This is a genomic window from Priestia sp. FSL W8-0524, from assembly GCF_038005965.1.
In the GTDB taxonomy this organism is placed as follows: domain Bacteria; phylum Bacillota; class Bacilli; order Bacillales; family Bacillaceae_H; genus Priestia; species Priestia zanthoxyli.
In genome coordinates, this window is sequence record NZ_JBBOUG010000001.1 from 12598 (window position 1) to 29890 (window position 17293).

A 17293-nucleotide genomic window follows, 5' to 3' on the forward strand; every position below is an offset into this window, starting at 1 on the left:
AAAACTGCTGAAGGGAGAGACAACAATAGATGAATCAGCAAAGTATTTCCCAAGGAATGTCTTTAAGCCGAGGAAATCGCATTTTATTTATTTTAATTTTGGGTTCACTAAGCGCATTTGGACCGTTATCAATCGACATGTATTTGCCAGCGCTGCCGACGCTTGCTAAAGAACTGCATACGTCAGCTTCTTTAGCCCAGGTCAGTCTGACAGCTTGCTTATTGGGCTTGGCATTTGGGCAAGTGGTAATGGGGCCATTCAGTGATATCCGGGGAAGGAAAAAGCCACTTGTAGCAGCATTAATCACCTATGCAGTTGCCTCTGTTTTATGCGTGTTTGCGCCTTCTATTTGGATTTTTATCGTTTTACGATTTATTCAAGGCATGGCGGGAGCAGCAGGAATGGTTATTTCAAGAGCAAGCGTGCGAGACTTGTTTTCAGGTTCAGATTTAACAAAGTTTTTCTCCATGCTCATGCTCGTAAATGGTTTAGCTCCCATTTTGGCTCCGGTTGCTGGTGGACAGCTGCTGACGGTTATGTCGTGGCGCGGAGTATTTGGTGTGTTAGCCGTAATTGGTGCACTAATGTTTTTTGCCGTTTTATTTGGCTTGAAAGAAACGCTGCCGGCTGAACGCCGTAAAGAAGGTGGATTAACAGAAGTACTGCGTACATTTAGCGTATTGCTAAAAGATAGTGTCTTCGTGGGATATGCGCTGGCGCAAGGTTTTATTATGAGCGCTATGTTTGCTTATATTTCAGGCTCTACATTTGTTCTTCAAGACATTTATGGACTGTCTCCGCAGATGTTCAGTTTTGTTTTTGCTATTAACGGTTTTGGTCTCATTATAGCTACTCAAGTGACAGGACGTTTAGCTGGTAAAGTAAAAGAAGCTACTCTTCTCATGTATGGATTGCTTCAAGCAGCCGTTGGAAGCGTGCTTTTAGTGGCTGTAATTGCTACTCACACATCCGTTATTTTGGTCTGCATCTTGCTTTTCTTTGTTGTATCAAGCGTAGGAATTGTGAACACAACCGTTTTTTCACTTGCTATGCAAAATCAAGCTTCTAATGCAGGGAGTGCTTCAGCGCTTCTAGGATTGCTGCCGTTCTTGCTCGGAGCAGCCGTAGCTCCTCTTGTGGGACTTGGAGGAGGGCAAAATGCTCTGCCGATGGGCATTGTGATTATGGTCTGTGATTTATTAGCATTAGGTGTATACATGGCATTAGTGAAACGGAAAACTGCATCATAAAAAAGCTACTTGGCTCTCAACAGCCAAGTAGCTTTTTTTAGTTATTGAGCTTTGTGCTCGTTCTTTTCAAACGGCATTGTGACACCGAGTTTTTGAATTTCTTTTTTTGCATTTTCTAAAATGGTTTCGGCCTTAGCTTTTGTTTCAGCATCTAAACCATTTAGAAAATCTTTCTTTTTAGCAGGAAGATCTACGCCAAGTTCTTTTAATTTGGCTTCAGCTTGTTCCTTAGTCAGGGTGCCGTCGCGAAGCTGGTCCATAATAGCTTTGGCTTTTTTCTTAGTGGCTGCATCTAGATTGCTAAAAGGACCACCTTTATGTTCAGGGAAGTCTACGCCAAGTTCTTTTAATTTGACTTCAGCTTGTTCCTTAGTCAGGGTGCCGTCGCGAAGCTGGTCCATAATAGCTTTGGCTTTTTTCTTAGTGGCTGCATCTAGATTGCTAAAAGGACCGCCTTTATGTTCAGGAAAGTCTACGCCAAGTTCTTTTAATTTGGCTTCAGCTTGTTCCTTAGTCAGGGTGCCGTCGCGAAGCTGATCCATAATAGCTTTCGCTTTTGCCTTTGTACCAGCATCTAAATTGCTAAAGGGGCCTTCTTTATGATGCTGAGGTAAGCTTACGCCGAGTTTCTGTAATTTTTCCTGTGCTTTTTTCATAATATCATCAACTTTTTGTTGTGTTGCATCACTCGTAGTTGTTGTATTGCCATTTGTTCGCTCTACAACCGTTGAAGAGCTTGTTTCATCTTTGCTTGCTGCAAATGCCGTGGAGTTTGCAGCGGCCATAACTCCTAGTGTTAAACCGCTTGCCATGATATAACCGAATAGTTTCTTTTTCATGCTGTTGTCACTCCTTAAAAGTTATAGGGGTGTGGTACAGAGCTGTCCACAATTGTTAATGTAACCACCAATAGTGAAAAAATGGTGAAAATAGATAAAAAACGAAAAAATATAGACGTTTGTTGAACACTATAGCTCTTTTATTGGATAACAAAATGAAATTCGATATGATTTTATCTAAGTAACAGCAAAAAAGAATGGAGACTTTATATAGATGAACGTTCTTAAAAAATTGGCAATAGCTTTGATAGTTGTGATAGCGGTAAGCCTGTTATTTTTGTTTCGCGATGAGTTAAAGCCATGTCCAACGTTAAAAGATTTTTCAGGAGCAGCTGAGTTGCATCCTGTCGTAGAAGAAAAGAAAAATAAACTTGTTCAACAAGCAAACGACCAAGGAATCTCGATTGTCATTACGGAAGGTTTCCGTTCAAAAGAAGAACAAGATAAGCTTTATGCAAAAGGCAGGACGGAAGAAGGCAACATTGTTACCTATTCAAAGGGCGGCCAGTCTTATCATAACTATGGACTAGCTATTGATTTTGCTATTGGGTTAAAAGACGGAGAAGTTATTTGGGACATGAAATATGACGGTAATAACAATAATCGGTCTGATTGGATGGAGGTTGTAGATATCGCAAAAAGTTTAGGGTTTGAATGGGGAGGAGATTGGCAAGGTTTTAAAGACTATCCGCATTTTCAAATGAGTCCGGAAAATATAAAAGGCCACACACGCTAATAAAGCGTGTGTTTTTTAGAGAAATAATATAATTTCACTATATTTATGTCAGAACCTCTAACATGAATGGAAGCTTGTATTTACTTTTTTTATTAATTTACTGCTAAGAGAATTATATATATTAATATAATAAAGTGATAGACGGATAATTAGAAAAAGGGCTGATTAGAGAGAACTGCCCTAGAAAAATGAAAGACAATTCGTATAAAGATATGCGTTAACTAATATAATCTATTGATTAAGCTTATACAAGTACCTTCAGCCTAGCGAACGTATGCTTACATATCGGCAAATGCCAACAAAACCTTTTATTTTTCTAGCATATTTTATTTGAAGATAGTTCATTTTGATTACAAAAAAGAGATAATTTGTCAACTGTTGACTTTGCTTTAAGGGTAAGAATATAATTTTTAACATATTTTAAATATTTTAAAAATTTAAATATTTATCATTGTTCGTAGATTAGGAGGAGGAAAATGATTGTTTTTGACGGAGTGAACAAATATTACGGTGATTTTCACGTATTAAAAGATATCAATTTAACGATTAAAAAAGGTGAAGTTGTCGTCGTAATTGGACCTTCGGGTTCGGGTAAAAGCACGATGCTGCGATGCATAAATTATTTAGAAACAATATCTAACGGACAATTGACGGTAAATAATATATTGGTTGCAGATAAAAAAACAAATATTAACAAACTGCGCCGCAATATAGGTATGGTTTTTCAGCATTTTTATTTATATCCGCACAAAACGGTTTTAGAAAATATCACCTTAGCGCCTATGAAAGTACTGGGACAGTCGTCAGAAGAAGCTAAGAAAACAGCTCTATACTATTTGGATAAAGTAGGAATCGGTGAAAAAGCCAACGCCTACCCATCCCAGCTTTCAGGTGGCCAGCAGCAGCGTGTAGCCATTGCGAGGGGACTTGCAATGAAACCAGAGATTATGCTTTTTGATGAGCCTACCTCTGCTCTTGATCCAGAAATGATTGGAGAAGTGCTGGATGTCATGAAAACATTGGCTAAAGAAGGAATGACGATGGTAGTTGTAACTCATGAAATGGGGTTTGCTAAAGAAGTAGCAGACCGCATTGTATTTATGGATCAAGGAAAAATCTTAGAAGAGGCAACTCCGGCTGAGTTTTATGAAAACCCGCAAGAAGAAAGGGCACGTTTATTTCTTAGCCGTATTTTAAATCATTAATTGTTTAATAGGGGGAGTAATATGAAGAAATCAAAAACGTTTTTAAAGGCAGCTGTGCTTTCATTAGCAGCGGCTATGATGTTAGCGGCTTGTGGAGGAAAAAGTGAAGAAACGAGTGGATCATCAGCTAAAAAAGATGCGCTCACTGAAATTAAAGACAGAGGGAAAATTATCATTGGAGTTAAAAATGATACGCGCTTATTTGGCTTAAAGAATCCAAAGACGGGTGAAGTAGAAGGTTTTGATGTTGATATTTCTAAGCAGCTGGCTAAAGAGATTTTAGGAGATGAAAACAAGGTAGAATTTAAAGAAGTTACGTCCAAAACAAGGGTTCCTCTTCTTCAAAAAGGAGATATTGACGCTGTTGTTGCAACAATGACCATCACAGATGAGCGTAAAAAAGAAGTGGATTTTACGGATGTGTATTTTCAAGCTGGCCAGTCTCTTCTTGTGAAAAAAGGCAGTAAAATTAAAAGCGTTGATGATTTGAAGAAAGGTACTAAAGTGTTGGCTGTTAAAGGATCAACTTCAGCTATTAATATTCGCGAAAAAGCACCGGAGACAACGGTATTAGAGTTTGAAAACTATGCAGAAGCATTTACCGCTTTAAAATCTAAGCAAGGAGATGCTTTAACAACTGATGATGCTATTCTTTATGGAATGGCTGATGAAGATCCTTCTTATGAATTAGTAGGAAAGCCGTTCACAGAAGAGCCTTATGGCATTGCTGTGAAAAAAGGAAACAAAGAGCTTGTAGATGCATTAAACGATGCGCTTAAAAAAATGAAAGACTCTGGAAAATATGATGAAATTCACGACAAGTGGATCAAACAATAAGCGTACAGTTTTCTTTTCTCAGGATGAGCAGCATTATGCTCATCCTGCTTGTTTAGTTGAAAGGAGGAAGAAAATTGCTGGATTTTTCAATTCTGACGAACAATATGGATCTTTATTTAGAAGGTTTTAAGTACACCATTATCGCCAGTCTGATTGCTTTAGTGGCCAGTTTTGTACTTGGTACAATCATTGCGGTAATGCGAATAGCCCCTCTCAAAATAGTAAATGTAATTGGCACTGTCTACGTAGAGTTTATTCGAAATATTCCACTTGTGGTTATCGTCTTTTTTATTTTTATTGTGGCAGGAATCAGCGGTACAGCAGCCGGAGTGCTGGGATTAACTATTTATACGGCAGCTTTTATCGCCGAAGCTATACGAGCGGGAATTATGGCAGTTCCAAAAGGGCAGCTTGAAGCGGCGCGTTCATCCGGCCTTACGTACGGTCAGGCGATGCGATTCATTATATTGCCTCAAGCCATTAAAATTGTCATTCCTCCTCTTGGGAATCAATTTATTAATTTAGTGAAAAACTCATCCGTGCTAGGGATTGTTGCTGGTTTTGATTTAATGTATCAGGCAGATCTTGTTTCCTCTCAAACTTATGTAGTGTTTGATGTGTATATTTTTGTGGCTCTGTTTTATTTAGTTCTAACCATTCCGTTGAGTTTAGGAGTTGGTTATCTTGAGAAACGTCTTGGTAAAACAAGCTGAAAGGAGTGAAAGTGATGGATTTTATGGGTGCTTATTCTCCTGATCACCTTTCCTTCTTAATGGAAGGATTTTGGGTCACTTTAAAAGTGGCATTCATTTCGATTGTGTTAAGTTTTATTATTGGAAGTATAGTAGGTATTTTAAGGTATGCCCACATTCCAGTTCTGTCTCATGTACTCGCTTTTGTCGTAGAAATTATCCGGAATTTGCCGCTTCTTTTAATCATCTTTTTTACATACTTTGCTTTACCTGAAATCGGAATTGATATGGAAATTACGTCAGCAGCGATTGTGGCCCTCACTGTATTTGAATCTGCTATGATTTCAGAAATTATCCGAAGCGGATTAAAATCAATTGAAAAAGGACAAATTGAAGCGGCACGTTCATCAGGTTTAAACTATTACCAAACGCTTCGTTTTATTGTATTGCCACAAGCTTTGCGACGAATGGTACCTCCTTTAGTTAGTCAATTTATTTCATTATTAAAAGATACGTCGCTTGCAGTGGTCATCGCGCTTCCTGATTTGCTGCATAATGCTCAAATCATTTATGGACAGAAACAAAGTTACGTGGTGCCGATGTTTTTGATCATTGCGATGATGTATTTTATTGTAAACTATGCTTTATCAGTCATTGCACGAAGACTAGAAGTCAAAAGGGTGTAGATACTCTTTTGACTTTATTTTTGGAAAATAAATAACATTGACAATGCATTGTTGCAACGCATAAAATGACTAAAGTAACAGTGATTAAATGAGATTATTTTCATTCATTATATAGAAGAAAAAAAACAGTGTTGGTCCAACCCCTACTGAATATCCGGTAGGGGTTTTTGTGCAAGAAGTGATTTGGTTAAACTAACACGTAAAATGAACAGAAGGGACGGGCATTATGGGAAAACAAGATCAAAATTTAAAAAAAGGTCTGTTGCCTCGTCATGTGCAGCTCATTGCACTTGCCGGCATGATTGGGACAGGCATTTTTAAAGGTAGCGCTGACACGCTAGGTATTGCAGGACCAAGTGTTGTACTTGCGTATTTATTTGGCGGCCTTATCTTATTTATTGTAATGACAGCACTAGCGGAGATGGCAATTGTCTATCCGAATATGAACGTACAAAATTTAGTGCATAAGGCATTCGGTACGCAAACCTCTTTTATTGTAGGGTGGCTGTACTGGGTGAACTGGATTGTTGTGACGGTTGTTGAACTGCTTGCGGGAGGAAGCTTTTTGAAGTTTTGGTTCCCTTCTGTACCTCTTTGGCTCTTAAGCTTTCTCTGTGCAGTGCTGATTGTCGGGATGAATTTATTTCAAGTGAAGTATTACGGAGAAATTGAGTTTTGGTTTGCCGGTATTAAAGTAATTGCTCTTACTGCTTTTATCATTTTGGGAGCTTTCATTTTATTCGGTGTAATTCCAAGTGATGTGCAAAACCCTTGGGCAAATTATACGGCTCATGGAGGCTTTTTCCCTCACGGCATGAGCGGTGTGCTGAGTGCCTTTTTAATTGTGATGTTCTCTTACGGGGGAGCTGAACTAATTGGTGTGGCCGTAACGGAAACAAAAGATGTAAAAAACGTGTTACCGAAAGTAATTAAAGGCACAGTATGGCGAGTGATTGGCTTTTATATTTTGCCTATTTTAATTATTTGCGGCCTTATGCCCTGGAATTCTGTATCGGGGCAAGACAGTCCCTTTGTGCAAGTGTTTAGTATTACCGGTCTGCCAGGTGCGGCTCACATTATGAACTTCGTTTTATTGACGGCCGTTTTATCAGCAGCCAATTCAGGGATGTATGCAACTTCGCGTACGCTCTATGCTATGGCTCAAAGCGGAGAAGCATCAAAGCGCTTCTTGAAAGTTTCAAAAAATGGCATTCCGATTAACGGTTTGATGATTACGGCTGCTTGTATTTTAATAGGTTTGTTTTTAGCCTATAAGACGCCGGATAATGTAATTAGTTATTTAATGACTATTCCAGGTTTCACGATCATTCTCATTTGGGTGAGCATTTGTTTAGCTCAATTAAAGCTGCGTAAAGGGTATAAAGAAAAGCCGTTTTTTGCCTTAAAGTGGTTTCCTTATACAACGCTCTTTGCAACAGCAGCACTGCTTGTTATTTTTGTATCGTTTATGTTTAACAAAAACAATGTGATTGGATCAAGCGTATGTGCGGTTATCCTGGTCGTACTCCTCATTTTTTCATTTATTAATAAAAGTCGAAAAGAAAAAAAGTTTGAAGTATAGCAAAAAGGCAATATACTAGAAAGACGAGGGTAAAAGCTTGTCTTTCTTTTTTTGCGAAAATTTCTGTATCACGTTACATATTTCTAGATGAAATGTTTAGTTAAATAAATAAAGGATGAGGACTACAATGGAATCAAATAATGTATTTACAACAAACCCAAAAAAGAAATCAAAGCACTTGGCCACGATTTCTTTGGCCATTATGGGAGTGGGCTTCGTTGCCACCATGCCTTTTGGTGATTCAATTTGGGGTCGGTTGCTTCAAGGTGGGTTCGAAGCTGGATTAGTCGGGGGCTTAGCGGATTGGTTTGCAGTTACGGCTCTTTTTCGTCACCCTTTAGGCATTCCTATTCCACACACTGCGCTGCTTCCTAAAAACAGGCAGCGTATTACAAGAGGGTTAGTCTCAACGCTTGAAAACGACTGGCTGTCAAAAGAAAGTATTCAAGAAAAAGTGAAAAGAATTGCGTTTACAAAGCGTTTGCTTCCGATTGTTCGAAAAGGTGTTCATTCGGAAACGATTCAACAAAAAGGAACAGCACTGCTTGTTGATGCGATTAATCGTGTGGATACAGAGAAAGTAGTTCCTATTATTGAAAAAGAGCTCAAGTCATCGCTTTCAGCAATAGAGTTAAAGCCTATCGTGCATTCGATTGTTGGAGAAGTGGTTAGAAATCAGTATGATGAAAAAGCACTTGATGTTCTTTTAAATAAGGGAGAGGGCTGGATTAAAAAAGAAGAAACCCAGTATCAGCTCGGAAGTATTGCTAAAAATGCGCTTGATAATATTGAGCTTGACGGTATTTTACAATTTGCTCTCAAATCATTTCAAAGCATGATTAACGAAGAGAAGCTAGGGTCTATTTTGCAAAATCTACTGCTTTCTATTACAGGTCGTCTTCGTAATGAAGATGATGAATATCGCCTTGCTTTGGTAAATGGAATTAGAAAAGAGCTGCAAGGCTTGGAGCACAATGAAGAACTTCTTGAGAAATTAGAAGCATGGAAACAAAAAACGATTAATGAATTAAATGTAACGAATAAATTAACAGAAATCGTCGATAAAATGAAAGCGAAAGTGACGGCATTTATTGAAAGCCCTGAATTTATGAAAAGCTACGCCGTTCCTTACGTAGAGAGCTGGCTGAATGCTCTTGAAGTGGATGCACAGCGTCAAGAAGCAATTGATACGGCTATTCAAAAGCAAATCATGAGTTTTGTAGACGAGAATCATTCAAAAATTGGGCAGCTTGTTCAAGAAAACTTAGATAAATTAGATGATGAAACGCTTGTGGATATGATGGAAAACAATGTCGGAAAAGATTTGCAGTGGATTCGAGTGAACGGAGCTCTATGTGGATTCTTGATTGGTATTGTGTTAACGGTTATTAAATTAGCGGTATAAAAAAAGCACGCCCCTTTTGGAGCGTGCTTTTTCTATTAATCATCTATTTCTACACTGATTACGTCACCGTTTTTGGCATCTACTGAAACAGTTGCTTCACGTTTATCGGCTGTGTCAATTTCAATTTCATATACTAAACGGCTGTTTTCTTGGTCTAAATCCGTTTCATTCACGGTTCCTTTAGCACTTTTTAAAGCTGTTTTGATCGCTTGATCTAATGAAACAGCAGGGGAAATGTTTTGGAGATTTTCTTCTTTCTCATCATCATCGTCTTTTTGGTCTTCATCAAATTCAATGATTTTACCGCTTCTGCTGTCAATATCTACATCGTATTCTTTATTACCTTTTGTGATATCTACTTCATATTGTTTAACGCCGTCATCTACGGCTAATTGGATATTTGTAATGTCACCGCCGTCTGTTTTTTGAAGAGCAATGTCTTTTGCCTTGGCTTCTTCAATCGTTGTGGTTTGCTTCTTGTCATTGCTTTTAGACTGATCCGTCATGGCATATGCACTTGCACCTAATCCACCGACTAATACTGCACTGGCTAAAACGGTTGTAATAACTTTCATATGTTACGGCCTCCTTGATTTGTTGTTAAGACTATCTTAGCCGATGAACTTTAAAGGAAAAGAAGAAGAAGTTTAAAATTTTCTTAGAAATAAATAAAGGTGTATAAAAAAAGCACAGCTTTCCGCTGTACTTTTAGTCGTCGTCATTTTCATAGGTGATGGAATCTACATGCCCAGAGTAAGCGTTTATCATTACTTTAGCTTCTCTTGTTTTAGACTGATCAATTTCGACTTCGTAGAAGGTTTGGCCTTCTTCCTCTTCTATTTCAACTGAGGAAAACGTTCCTTTTACTTTTTGTAAAGCAATATCTCTTGCTTGTTCCATTGAAATGAGAGGCTCGTCGGATGTAGGAGAAACGGGTGGCTGCTCGCTCTTTTTTTGTTCTTTTTCTGTATCATTTTTAGTTTGAGTAGACGTTTGTTTCTCTACTTTTTGTTTGATTAATGACTGGACTTCTCCATTTTCTCCATTTACTGTGATGTGGTATGGAATATCACCTTTAAGCAAAGTGATTCGATAAATCGGTTCATCATCTTTTTGAGAAAAACTTGCATTTTCAATCGTGCCGCCATATTTCTGCTGAATCATACGGCTGATTTCAGACTCGGATAAAATGGTATCAGATCGATTCATTGCTTTTGCTATTCCATAAAAGCAAGCTGAACCAACAGCAAGAAAGATAAGTATAAAAAGCACCGTTTTCTTCATACATTCACCTCCAGTATTATGAAAAATAGTATAGCAGGCAATTCTTAAAAATCTCTAAGAAACGGTGAGAAATCAAAGAGGAAAGCAAACCGTTACGGATGTCCCTTTGCCTTCATCGCTGCTAATCTCAATACGTCCGCTATGGGCTTCTACAATCTTTCGAGCAATGGATAACCCAAGCCCTGAACCACCGGTTTCTCGATTTCTTGCTTTATCTACGCGGAAAAAGCGTTCATACACGTTTGATAAATCTTCTTTTGGAATACCAATTCCTTGATCTGTGACCGTAATCATAAAGCTTTCGCTTCTTGTTATGGTTACCTCTACCGCTTTTTCACTATATTTAATGGCATTATCTAAGAGGATGTACAGCAGCTGCTTTAAGCGCTTTTCATCGGCTGTTACAATTGGATGATCAGTTTTTACGCTTAAATAAATGGTTCGTTCAAAAGCTTGTTCTAGATGCTTGATTGTTTGGTTACAGACGGCCGCCGCATCTACGTGGTCCATGTGAAGCTCCCACTGCGACTCATCTTTCGCAAGCACCAGCATTTGAGACGTAAGCTGTTTCATGCGTAAAGACTCAGAGTGAATGGCTTCGATGGCTTCTTCTAAAATATCTGGACGCTTCATCCCCCAGCGTTTTAGCATATTGGCATAGCTTTCTACCACGGTAAGTGGTGTTTTTAATTCATGAGAAGCATCGGATACGAACTGCTCTTGCTTTTTATAGTTTTCCTCTAATAAATCCATCATATTATTGAAGGTGTTGGCCATTTGATCTAACTCATCTTTAGAAGAGGAAGAGAGAGCGATTTTTTTGAATGTGCGAGACACTTGAATTTCTTCCATAGTATGAATAAGAGATTTGATAGGCCGCAAAATGATTTTACTTAAAAGCCGTCCGGCAAATATGGTCGGAATTAATATAACAAGAGAGGCAATAAGCAAGATGAATTTTAACGTCTGTAAAGATTGTTCCACGTCTTCGAGTTGTTCCGTGACTTCTAAAGAAACGACTTCACCGTTCGTCCAAATGACCGGAGTATGCGAAATTGCGTATAGGTGGCCGTCGTCTTCTTTGATGGTTGTTTGTTCATTTGAATAATAAGAATAGGATAAGTCCTGAAGCTCTTTCGTTTGATCAGTAACCGATACAACTAAAGGACTCCCTGATTTAGGCAAAATACGAATCATTCCGTTAGGAGGCAAATAGGCACGAAGCAAATTGGCTTGTTTAACCGTCGAACTTGTTTGCTTTAGCCCATTTGTTACGTTGCTTGTTTCTGCTTGTAAACGTTCAATTGCATTGTCTTCCATGGTTTTTTTGAAAATGAAGTAAATCGAACTGTTTGCAATTACTAAGAGAATAAAAAGCAGGGCAGTTGATGTAAGGATAATCTTTGTTTGCAGTTTCATAAGCTACTCCTTAAGCATATAGCCAACGCCGCGCACTGTTTGAATATAAGGTATTGAAAATGGTGCATCAATCTTTTTGCGCAAATAACGAATGTATACGTATACAATATTGGTGTCTCCGTAGTAATCGAATCCCCATACGTTTGTAAGAAGCTGTTCAAAGCTCAGCACTTGATTGTTGTTTTGAAGCATATAGACAAGCAAATCATATTCTTTAGGAGTCAGCTCAATAGCTTCATTTTCACGCGTGACTTCTCGCGTTTTTTCATTAACAACTAAAGTTCCTAGCTGCAGAGTATCTGCTTCTTTTTCAGCAGGAGATGCTGATGCAGGATGGCGAAGCCATACGCGGATACGTGCAAAAAGCTCCTCAATTTGAAAGGGCTTTGTAATGTAATCGTTCGCTCCTAAATCTAGTCCGCTTACCTTATCAGGAAGGGCGTCTCGAGCGGTTAATAAGATAACGGGCGTCTGATCATTGTTTGCTCGAATGCGACGAAGTACTTCAAGTCCGCTCAGTTCAGGAAGCATCACATCTAAAAGCAGCAAATCCCAATCGTGTTCTTGAAACTCTGCCAATCCTTCTGTGCCCGTATAAGCCATGCCGGTTTCATAGCCTTCATGTTCAAGCTCGAGCTGAATTAAACGAGCAATTTTGCGCTCATCTTCTACAATTAAAATTCTGCCTTTACTCAAAAAAATTCCCCCTTGTGTCTATGTATAGTTGCGTACATTATAGCATGGAGAGGATTGAGGTGTATAAAAGCAGCTGGAGGTTAGCCCGGCTGCTGATTGGTTGAAAGAGGAATATGCAAGGTAATGGCAGTGCCTTGGTTAGGAGTGGATTTCACTTCAATATGCCCTTTATGAAGTTCGCAAATGGCCTTTGCGATACTCATGCCAAGTCCAGCACCTTCTGTTTTTTCGGTTGTATTTGTGCCGCGGTAATAGCGGTCAAATAAATTTTTCTGCGTTTCTTCATCCATTCCAATTCCATCATCTTGAATTGTAATCAAGACGTTGTCACTTTTTAGAACGGTCAAAATTGTAATAGTGGTGTTCTCCGGATTATGTTTAATAGCATTAAAAATTAGGTTATCAACCATTCGTTCAAACCAGCGCGGGTCAGCTTGAATAAAAGGTTGAAGGTGAACGGGTACATAAGAGAATTGAACATTTTTAATAGTTCGATCGTTAACGAATTTTAAAACAATATGCTGAAGCAATTGATGAACATCCACTTTTTTTGTTTCTAAGGCAACCACATTATTTTTAAGCTTAAAGGCCAGTGAAAAATCTTCTACAAGCCCCACCATATATTCACTTTTGTCACGCAGCGTTTGGCCAATTTCTTTTAGCTCTTCTTCGTTCCAATTGTAATAGCCGCTTTCAAGCATATGGCCATATCCTTGAATCGTCGAAAGGGGGGTTCGCAAATCATGTGATATTCCAGTCATCCATTCTTCACGAGTGGTTTCTAGCTGCTTTCGTTCTTTTTCAGCTAAGCTAAGCTGCTCCGCCATCTCATAAAAAGCTGTGATTACTTCTGAATACAAACGATATTGAAAACGTACTTTTCCATTCTTCCGAAAGACGCGCTTCCGCTCTTTTTCTGTTAGCACTTCTGAATAGTTTCCGCTTCCCATGCGCCCGAGCCAGCTGGTGAAGAGAAGTAAGGGGCCACCGTAGCGAAAAGCGTTCCAGATGGAGAAAGTGATAGTGGCTATAAGAACAGAAACCGCCACGATGATGGAGATCATCCAAGCTTTTCGAATAATAGATTCATCGGTTATACTGTGGTAATTATTAGGAGTGTAAAAAACCCAAGAAATTTTCTTCTTTGGATCATGGAATACAGTAGCTGTTGAATCATATTTATCTTGTTCAATTTTTCGGGAAATAATTTCTAAAGGATCGTAACGTGTTTTTTCTTTAGGCATTCTAATTGAAGCTAAGATATCACCTTTCTCATTTAAAATTTGAAGCGAAGCATCTTTTTCTTTTAACGCCTTTTTGATAAGAGGGATATCGCTTTTGGGAGGCACACTTTGTTTATTATATTTAGCATACAAAGCATATAGCTGGTCTTTTAAATCACTTTTATAGCCCAAAATATAATAAGTAGGTGTAGTCAAAAAGGTATCAAGTTCTGTTACGACATTATAGCCTTTAAATTTTTTGGTTTTATCCATTTCTAATAACTCTGAAAGACCGTAGTGCTTAGGTAAGTCTTTTGGGGAGTTAACTTCTCCAATTACTTTTCCTTGTTTGTTCAGTACTTGGTACCATAACCCTTCCTGTTTAAGCTGTTTCGCTAAATTGTCTGAAACGTTCGCTTTCCCATTTTTAACTGTTGTGTCCGTAGTTAATACGCTAAGTGATCCAGAGGGCAAGTCTCTTTTGATATCTTGCTTTGTAAGGTAATAGCCTAGAAATATTAAAGCGCAAAAAAGAACGCAGCAAACACACGCAATAGCTGCGATAAACTGAAACGAAAAATGAAAGGTCAACCTTCTTTTAATTGATTTCATAGTGCTTTGCCGTTCACTAATTTATATCCAAGTCCTCGTACCGTAACTAAATGTTTTGGATTGCTAGGGTTATCTTCGATTCTTTCTCTAATTCTTCGAATATGAACGGTTACCGTATTATCGTCTACGAACTGATTATATCCCCAAACGGCTTCAAGCAGCTGTGATTTAGAAAGAACCACGTTCATGTTTTTACAAAAATGAAGTAGCAGCAAAAATACTTGTGCGGGGCAAGCAATCGTTTGACCATCTACAATGAGCTCTCCAGCGGATTCATCTACGATAAAACGATCAAACTCATAGCGATTTGAAGGCTGTAATTCCATTTTTACAGGACTTCTTTCGATCAGCGTTTGTTTTCTGCGCAGTCGTGCTTTAATTCGTGCCGCAATCTCTAAAGGATTAAATGGCTTGGTTACGTAGTCGTCTCCGCCCATCGCGAAACCTGTTAACACATCCAAGTCAGATACTTTGGCTGTTATGAACAGGATATAAGCGTTTGAGAGCTCACGAATTTTAGGACAAATATCAAATCCGCTTTTATCGGGAAGCATGACGTCCAACAAAATAATATCAATCGTTTTATTATGTAAAACATCTAGCGCTTCTTGAGCGGTGTGAGCTTTATAGATTTGGTTGAAGCCTTCTTTTTTTAATACTGTCTCCAACATTTTGACAATAGCAATTTCATCATCAACTAGCAATATAGATGCATCTTCCAATATAAATCACCTCTGTTTCATTTCATACGTATTCGATTTTAGCATAAGAACATTACGAAAAGATTAACAAAATTGGAAAATGTTAAAGAAAAGATAATCTCCCGTTTATTTTCTTGAAAACTTCATTTCATATACTAAATATACAGACACATAGTAAAGGAGTTAAAAGGATGAGTAATGATGTTAGGCGGGTTAAAGTAATTGATAGTATGAGAGGATTTAGCTTGTTTGGTATTTTACTAGCGAATATGCTGATTTTTCAATATGGTATTTACGGAAAGGATATGATTCATCTTTTCTCCCTATCACCAAGTGATTCAGCAGCCTATGTCTTTTTAAAAGTCGCGGTAGAAGAAAGTTTTATGCCAATCTTTACTTTTTTATTCGGTTATTCAATGGTGAAGATGAAAGAAAGTTTAGAAAGAAGGCAGTTAGGAGTAAAAAGGCATTTCTTTCGCCGCTTTCTTCTGCTTCTAGGGTTTGGCCTACTGCATGGAGTACTTTTATGGGAAGGAGATATTCTTACGTTTTACGGAATGATGGGGATATTTTTATTACTTTTCTTTTTAAACCGTAAAGCTAAAACGCTGTTGGTATGGGCATCGATTTTACTAGTTCTTACGGGAGCAGCTGGTTACGGTTCATTAAACGATAATATGTATCTTCTTAGTGATAAACAAACGCTTACCACATACGTAAAAGATACGATTCATGTGTATGGAAGTGGAACTTATGAACAAATTAAAGACCACCGCAACAACGTTGATCCGATGAATATAGCAGGATATAAATTTGCTTTTGCCTTCTTGTTTACACCATTTATAATGGGTGCTTTATTTTTGTTTGGCATGTACGCAGGGAAGAAAAAGTGGTTTTACGACGTTTCAGCTAATCCAAAACAGTATGGCCGTTGGGCGGCCGTGTTGATTCCGCTTAGCTTATTGTTAAAAGGAACTATGTACGTATGGCAAGATGCTAATTGGGCTGGTTCTACACATATGTTAGGTGGGAGTCTCCTATCTCTTGGTTATATTGCAGGCTTTGCTTGGGTATATACGAAATGCGAGAGGTCATTTTTGATGAAGGCTTTTGAAAGCGTAGGCAGGATATCGCTTAGTAATTATTTAATGCAAACGGTTATATGCACGACGATTTTTTACGGTTATGGATTAGGTTATTTCGGAAAGCTCGGCATGATAGCAGGGATTTTTGTCTGCATAGGTATTTACGGAATTCAGCTTATCGGAAGTTATATGTACGTGCAAAAATTTCAAACTGGACCGGTGGAAAAGCTGCTGCGCATATGGACAAATTTTTCTTGGAACGGAAAGCCCAAAGAGAAAAAAGCTTTACCGGAGGGAATAAATCATCCTTTTGTTGGATGATAGCAGTCAAACTTATGTAAAAAGGAGATTTTAAAAATGTGGGCCATTAGTATAAAAGAGTTTCAAAGCTTATTTAAAAGTGTTAAATCAATTATCGTTATTTTAATCGTATGCGGTGCTTCCTATGGAATAGCTCATCTAGTTAGTCAACTTGGAGGTCAACTGACGAGCGCACAGATTCGAGATGGAGCCAACGGAGGGATTTTGGTGATGCTTCTCGGATTCGGACCTTTGTTTATTTCAAGTCTTTCTCACAATGTTATTAATCAAGAAATTAAAACAAGAACAGCCAGGTTTTTAGTTACCAAAACATCAAGAGAGCGTATTGTACTAGGAAAATTCTTAGGAATTTGTTGTTTCTGGCTTGTTTGTATCTCTATTTCTTTTCTACTGATTGGGTTTATTTCGCATCATTTTTCTTTTTATATATTTTTAGAGTGCCTGCTATTCACCGTTTGTATCATTTCATTTGTTTTAATGCTTTCAGCTTTAATACCAAGTCCAACTCATACTATGTTTTTATCAATTATTTTATCGTTTGTTCTACCGGTACTGAGTGGATGGAGCATATTTTCATCAAAAGCGTACATTGCATGGTTTAAGTATGTGACACCCTACTACTATTTAAAGTTGGAGAAAGGATATTTAACGGTTCTTCTTATTTTTGCAGCACTCTGTTTATGTACGGCACTTTGGAGTTTTAAAAGGAGAGAAGTATAA

General features: G+C 38.2%; 17 protein-coding genes. 10 read left to right on the top strand and 7 right to left on the bottom strand.

Annotated features, from left to right (window positions below):
- Positions 1-29: 29 nt before the first annotated feature.
- Entirely contained in the window at positions 30-1250 is a 1221-nt protein-coding gene (locus NST66_RS00060) for a multidrug effflux MFS transporter (protein WP_047751756.1), read from the top strand.
- 41 nt (positions 1251-1291) lie between these two features.
- Here the strand turns inward: NST66_RS00060 and NST66_RS00065 are convergent, their stop codons facing one another.
- Positions 1292-2089, bottom strand: coding sequence for a hypothetical protein (locus NST66_RS00065; RefSeq protein WP_325076492.1), 798 nt, complete (start codon positions 2087-2089; stop codon positions 1292-1294).
- A 214-nt stretch (positions 2090-2303) separates the two neighbouring features.
- Here NST66_RS00065 and NST66_RS00070 point away from each other — a divergent pair, with 214 nt between their 5' ends.
- The 7 genes from NST66_RS00070 to NST66_RS00100 all read left to right on the top strand — a co-directional run bounded on the left by NST66_RS00070 (position 2304) and on the right by NST66_RS00100 (position 9232).
- Positions 2304-2825 (top strand): M15 family metallopeptidase, encoded by a 522-nt coding sequence (locus tag NST66_RS00070; protein ID WP_340843014.1) that lies wholly within the window; start codon positions 2304-2306, stop codon positions 2823-2825.
- A gap of 476 nt (positions 2826-3301) precedes the next feature.
- Entirely contained in the window at positions 3302-4030 is a 729-nt protein-coding gene (locus NST66_RS00075; RefSeq protein WP_028410185.1) for an amino acid ABC transporter ATP-binding protein, read from the top strand.
- 21 nt (positions 4031-4051) lie between these two features.
- Positions 4052-4867 carry a transporter substrate-binding domain-containing protein gene (locus NST66_RS00080; protein WP_028412504.1) on the top strand — a complete coding sequence of 272 codons (816 nt, stop codon included), beginning with the start codon at positions 4052-4054 and terminating at the stop codon, positions 4865-4867.
- Positions 4868-4941: 74 nt separating this feature from the next.
- Positions 4942-5580 carry an amino acid ABC transporter permease gene (locus NST66_RS00085; RefSeq protein WP_013055074.1) on the top strand — a complete coding sequence of 213 codons (639 nt, stop codon included), beginning with the start codon at positions 4942-4944 and terminating at the stop codon, positions 5578-5580.
- Positions 5581-5594: 14 nt separating this feature from the next.
- Positions 5595-6245 (top strand): amino acid ABC transporter permease, encoded by a 651-nt coding sequence (locus NST66_RS00090; protein WP_340843015.1) that lies wholly within the window; start codon positions 5595-5597, stop codon positions 6243-6245.
- Positions 6246-6471: 226 nt separating this feature from the next.
- Positions 6472-7827, top strand: a complete 1356-nt coding sequence (locus NST66_RS00095; RefSeq protein ID WP_033580704.1) for an amino acid permease — start codon at positions 6472-6474, stop codon at positions 7825-7827.
- A 127-nt stretch (positions 7828-7954) separates the two neighbouring features.
- Positions 7955-9232 (top strand): DUF445 domain-containing protein, encoded by a 1278-nt coding sequence (locus NST66_RS00100; protein WP_154992328.1) that lies wholly within the window; start codon positions 7955-7957, stop codon positions 9230-9232.
- Positions 9233-9267: 35 nt separating this feature from the next.
- Here NST66_RS00100 and NST66_RS00105 read toward each other — a convergent pair whose 3' ends face one another.
- The 6 genes from NST66_RS00105 to NST66_RS00130 all read right to left on the bottom strand — a co-directional run bounded on the left by NST66_RS00105 (position 9268) and on the right by NST66_RS00130 (position 15188).
- The gene (locus NST66_RS00105) at positions 9268-9807 is read right to left on the bottom strand and encodes a PepSY domain-containing protein (RefSeq protein ID WP_154990685.1); all 540 of its coding nucleotides are present in this window, start codon (positions 9805-9807) and stop codon (positions 9268-9270) included.
- A gap of 133 nt (positions 9808-9940) precedes the next feature.
- The gene (locus NST66_RS00110; RefSeq protein WP_033580707.1) at positions 9941-10516 is read right to left on the bottom strand and encodes a PepSY domain-containing protein; all 576 of its coding nucleotides are present in this window, start codon (positions 10514-10516) and stop codon (positions 9941-9943) included.
- 72 nt (positions 10517-10588) lie between these two features.
- On the bottom strand, positions 10589-11935 hold the full coding sequence (locus tag NST66_RS00115; RefSeq protein WP_154990684.1) for a HAMP domain-containing sensor histidine kinase: 1347 nt from the start codon (positions 11933-11935) through the stop codon (positions 10589-10591).
- Positions 11936-11938: 3 nt separating this feature from the next.
- Complete coding sequence (locus NST66_RS00120) at positions 11939-12631, bottom strand: response regulator transcription factor (protein WP_155008615.1); 693 nt, start codon at positions 12629-12631, stop codon at positions 11939-11941.
- 80 nt (positions 12632-12711) lie between these two features.
- The gene (locus NST66_RS00125; RefSeq protein ID WP_182029387.1) at positions 12712-14466 is read right to left on the bottom strand and encodes a sensor histidine kinase; all 1755 of its coding nucleotides are present in this window, start codon (positions 14464-14466) and stop codon (positions 12712-12714) included.
- The gene (locus NST66_RS00130) at positions 14463-15188 is read right to left on the bottom strand and encodes a response regulator transcription factor (protein ID WP_033580711.1); all 726 of its coding nucleotides are present in this window, start codon (positions 15186-15188) and stop codon (positions 14463-14465) included. Before NST66_RS00130 ends, NST66_RS00125 begins: the two co-directional genes overlap by 4 nt.
- 170 nt (positions 15189-15358) lie before the next feature.
- Here NST66_RS00130 and NST66_RS00135 point away from each other — a divergent pair, with 170 nt between their 5' ends.
- Complete coding sequence (locus NST66_RS00135) at positions 15359-16573, top strand: DUF418 domain-containing protein (protein WP_340843016.1); 1215 nt, start codon at positions 15359-15361, stop codon at positions 16571-16573.
- 27 nt (positions 16574-16600) lie between these two features.
- Positions 16601-17293 carry an ABC transporter permease gene (locus tag NST66_RS00140; protein WP_255287249.1) on the top strand — a complete coding sequence of 231 codons (693 nt, stop codon included), beginning with the start codon at positions 16601-16603 and terminating at the stop codon, positions 17291-17293.

Bases quoted from the DNA above. Each gene is read 5' to 3' on its own strand.
- NST66_RS00100 (WP_154992328.1), top strand. From the start codon at position 7,955: ATGGAATCAAATAATGTATTTACAACAAACCCAAAAAAGAAATCAAAG.
- NST66_RS00090 (WP_340843015.1), top strand. From the start codon at position 5,595: ATGGATTTTATGGGTGCTTATTCTCCTGATCACCTTTCCTTCTTAATG.
- NST66_RS00115 (WP_154990684.1), bottom strand. From the start codon at position 11,935: ATGAAACTGCAAACAAAGATTATCCTTACATCAACTGCCCTGCTTTTT.
- NST66_RS00075 (WP_028410185.1), top strand. From the start codon at position 3,302: ATGATTGTTTTTGACGGAGTGAACAAATATTACGGTGATTTTCACGTA.
- NST66_RS00105 (WP_154990685.1), bottom strand. From the start codon at position 9,807: ATGAAAGTTATTACAACCGTTTTAGCCAGTGCAGTATTAGTCGGTGGA.
- NST66_RS00125 (WP_182029387.1), bottom strand. From the start codon at position 14,466: ATGAAATCAATTAAAAGAAGGTTGACCTTTCATTTTTCGTTTCAGTTT.
- NST66_RS00080 (WP_028412504.1), top strand. From the start codon at position 4,052: ATGAAGAAATCAAAAACGTTTTTAAAGGCAGCTGTGCTTTCATTAGCA.
- NST66_RS00110 (WP_033580707.1), bottom strand. From the start codon at position 10,516: ATGAAGAAAACGGTGCTTTTTATACTTATCTTTCTTGCTGTTGGTTCA.
- NST66_RS00060 (WP_047751756.1), top strand. From the start codon at position 30: ATGAATCAGCAAAGTATTTCCCAAGGAATGTCTTTAAGCCGAGGAAAT.
- NST66_RS00070 (WP_340843014.1), top strand. From the start codon at position 2,304: ATGAACGTTCTTAAAAAATTGGCAATAGCTTTGATAGTTGTGATAGCG.
- NST66_RS00135 (WP_340843016.1), top strand. From the start codon at position 15,359: ATGAGTAATGATGTTAGGCGGGTTAAAGTAATTGATAGTATGAGAGGA.
- NST66_RS00095 (WP_033580704.1), top strand. From the start codon at position 6,472: ATGGGAAAACAAGATCAAAATTTAAAAAAAGGTCTGTTGCCTCGTCAT.
- NST66_RS00065 (WP_325076492.1), bottom strand. From the start codon at position 2,089: ATGAAAAAGAAACTATTCGGTTATATCATGGCAAGCGGTTTAACACTA.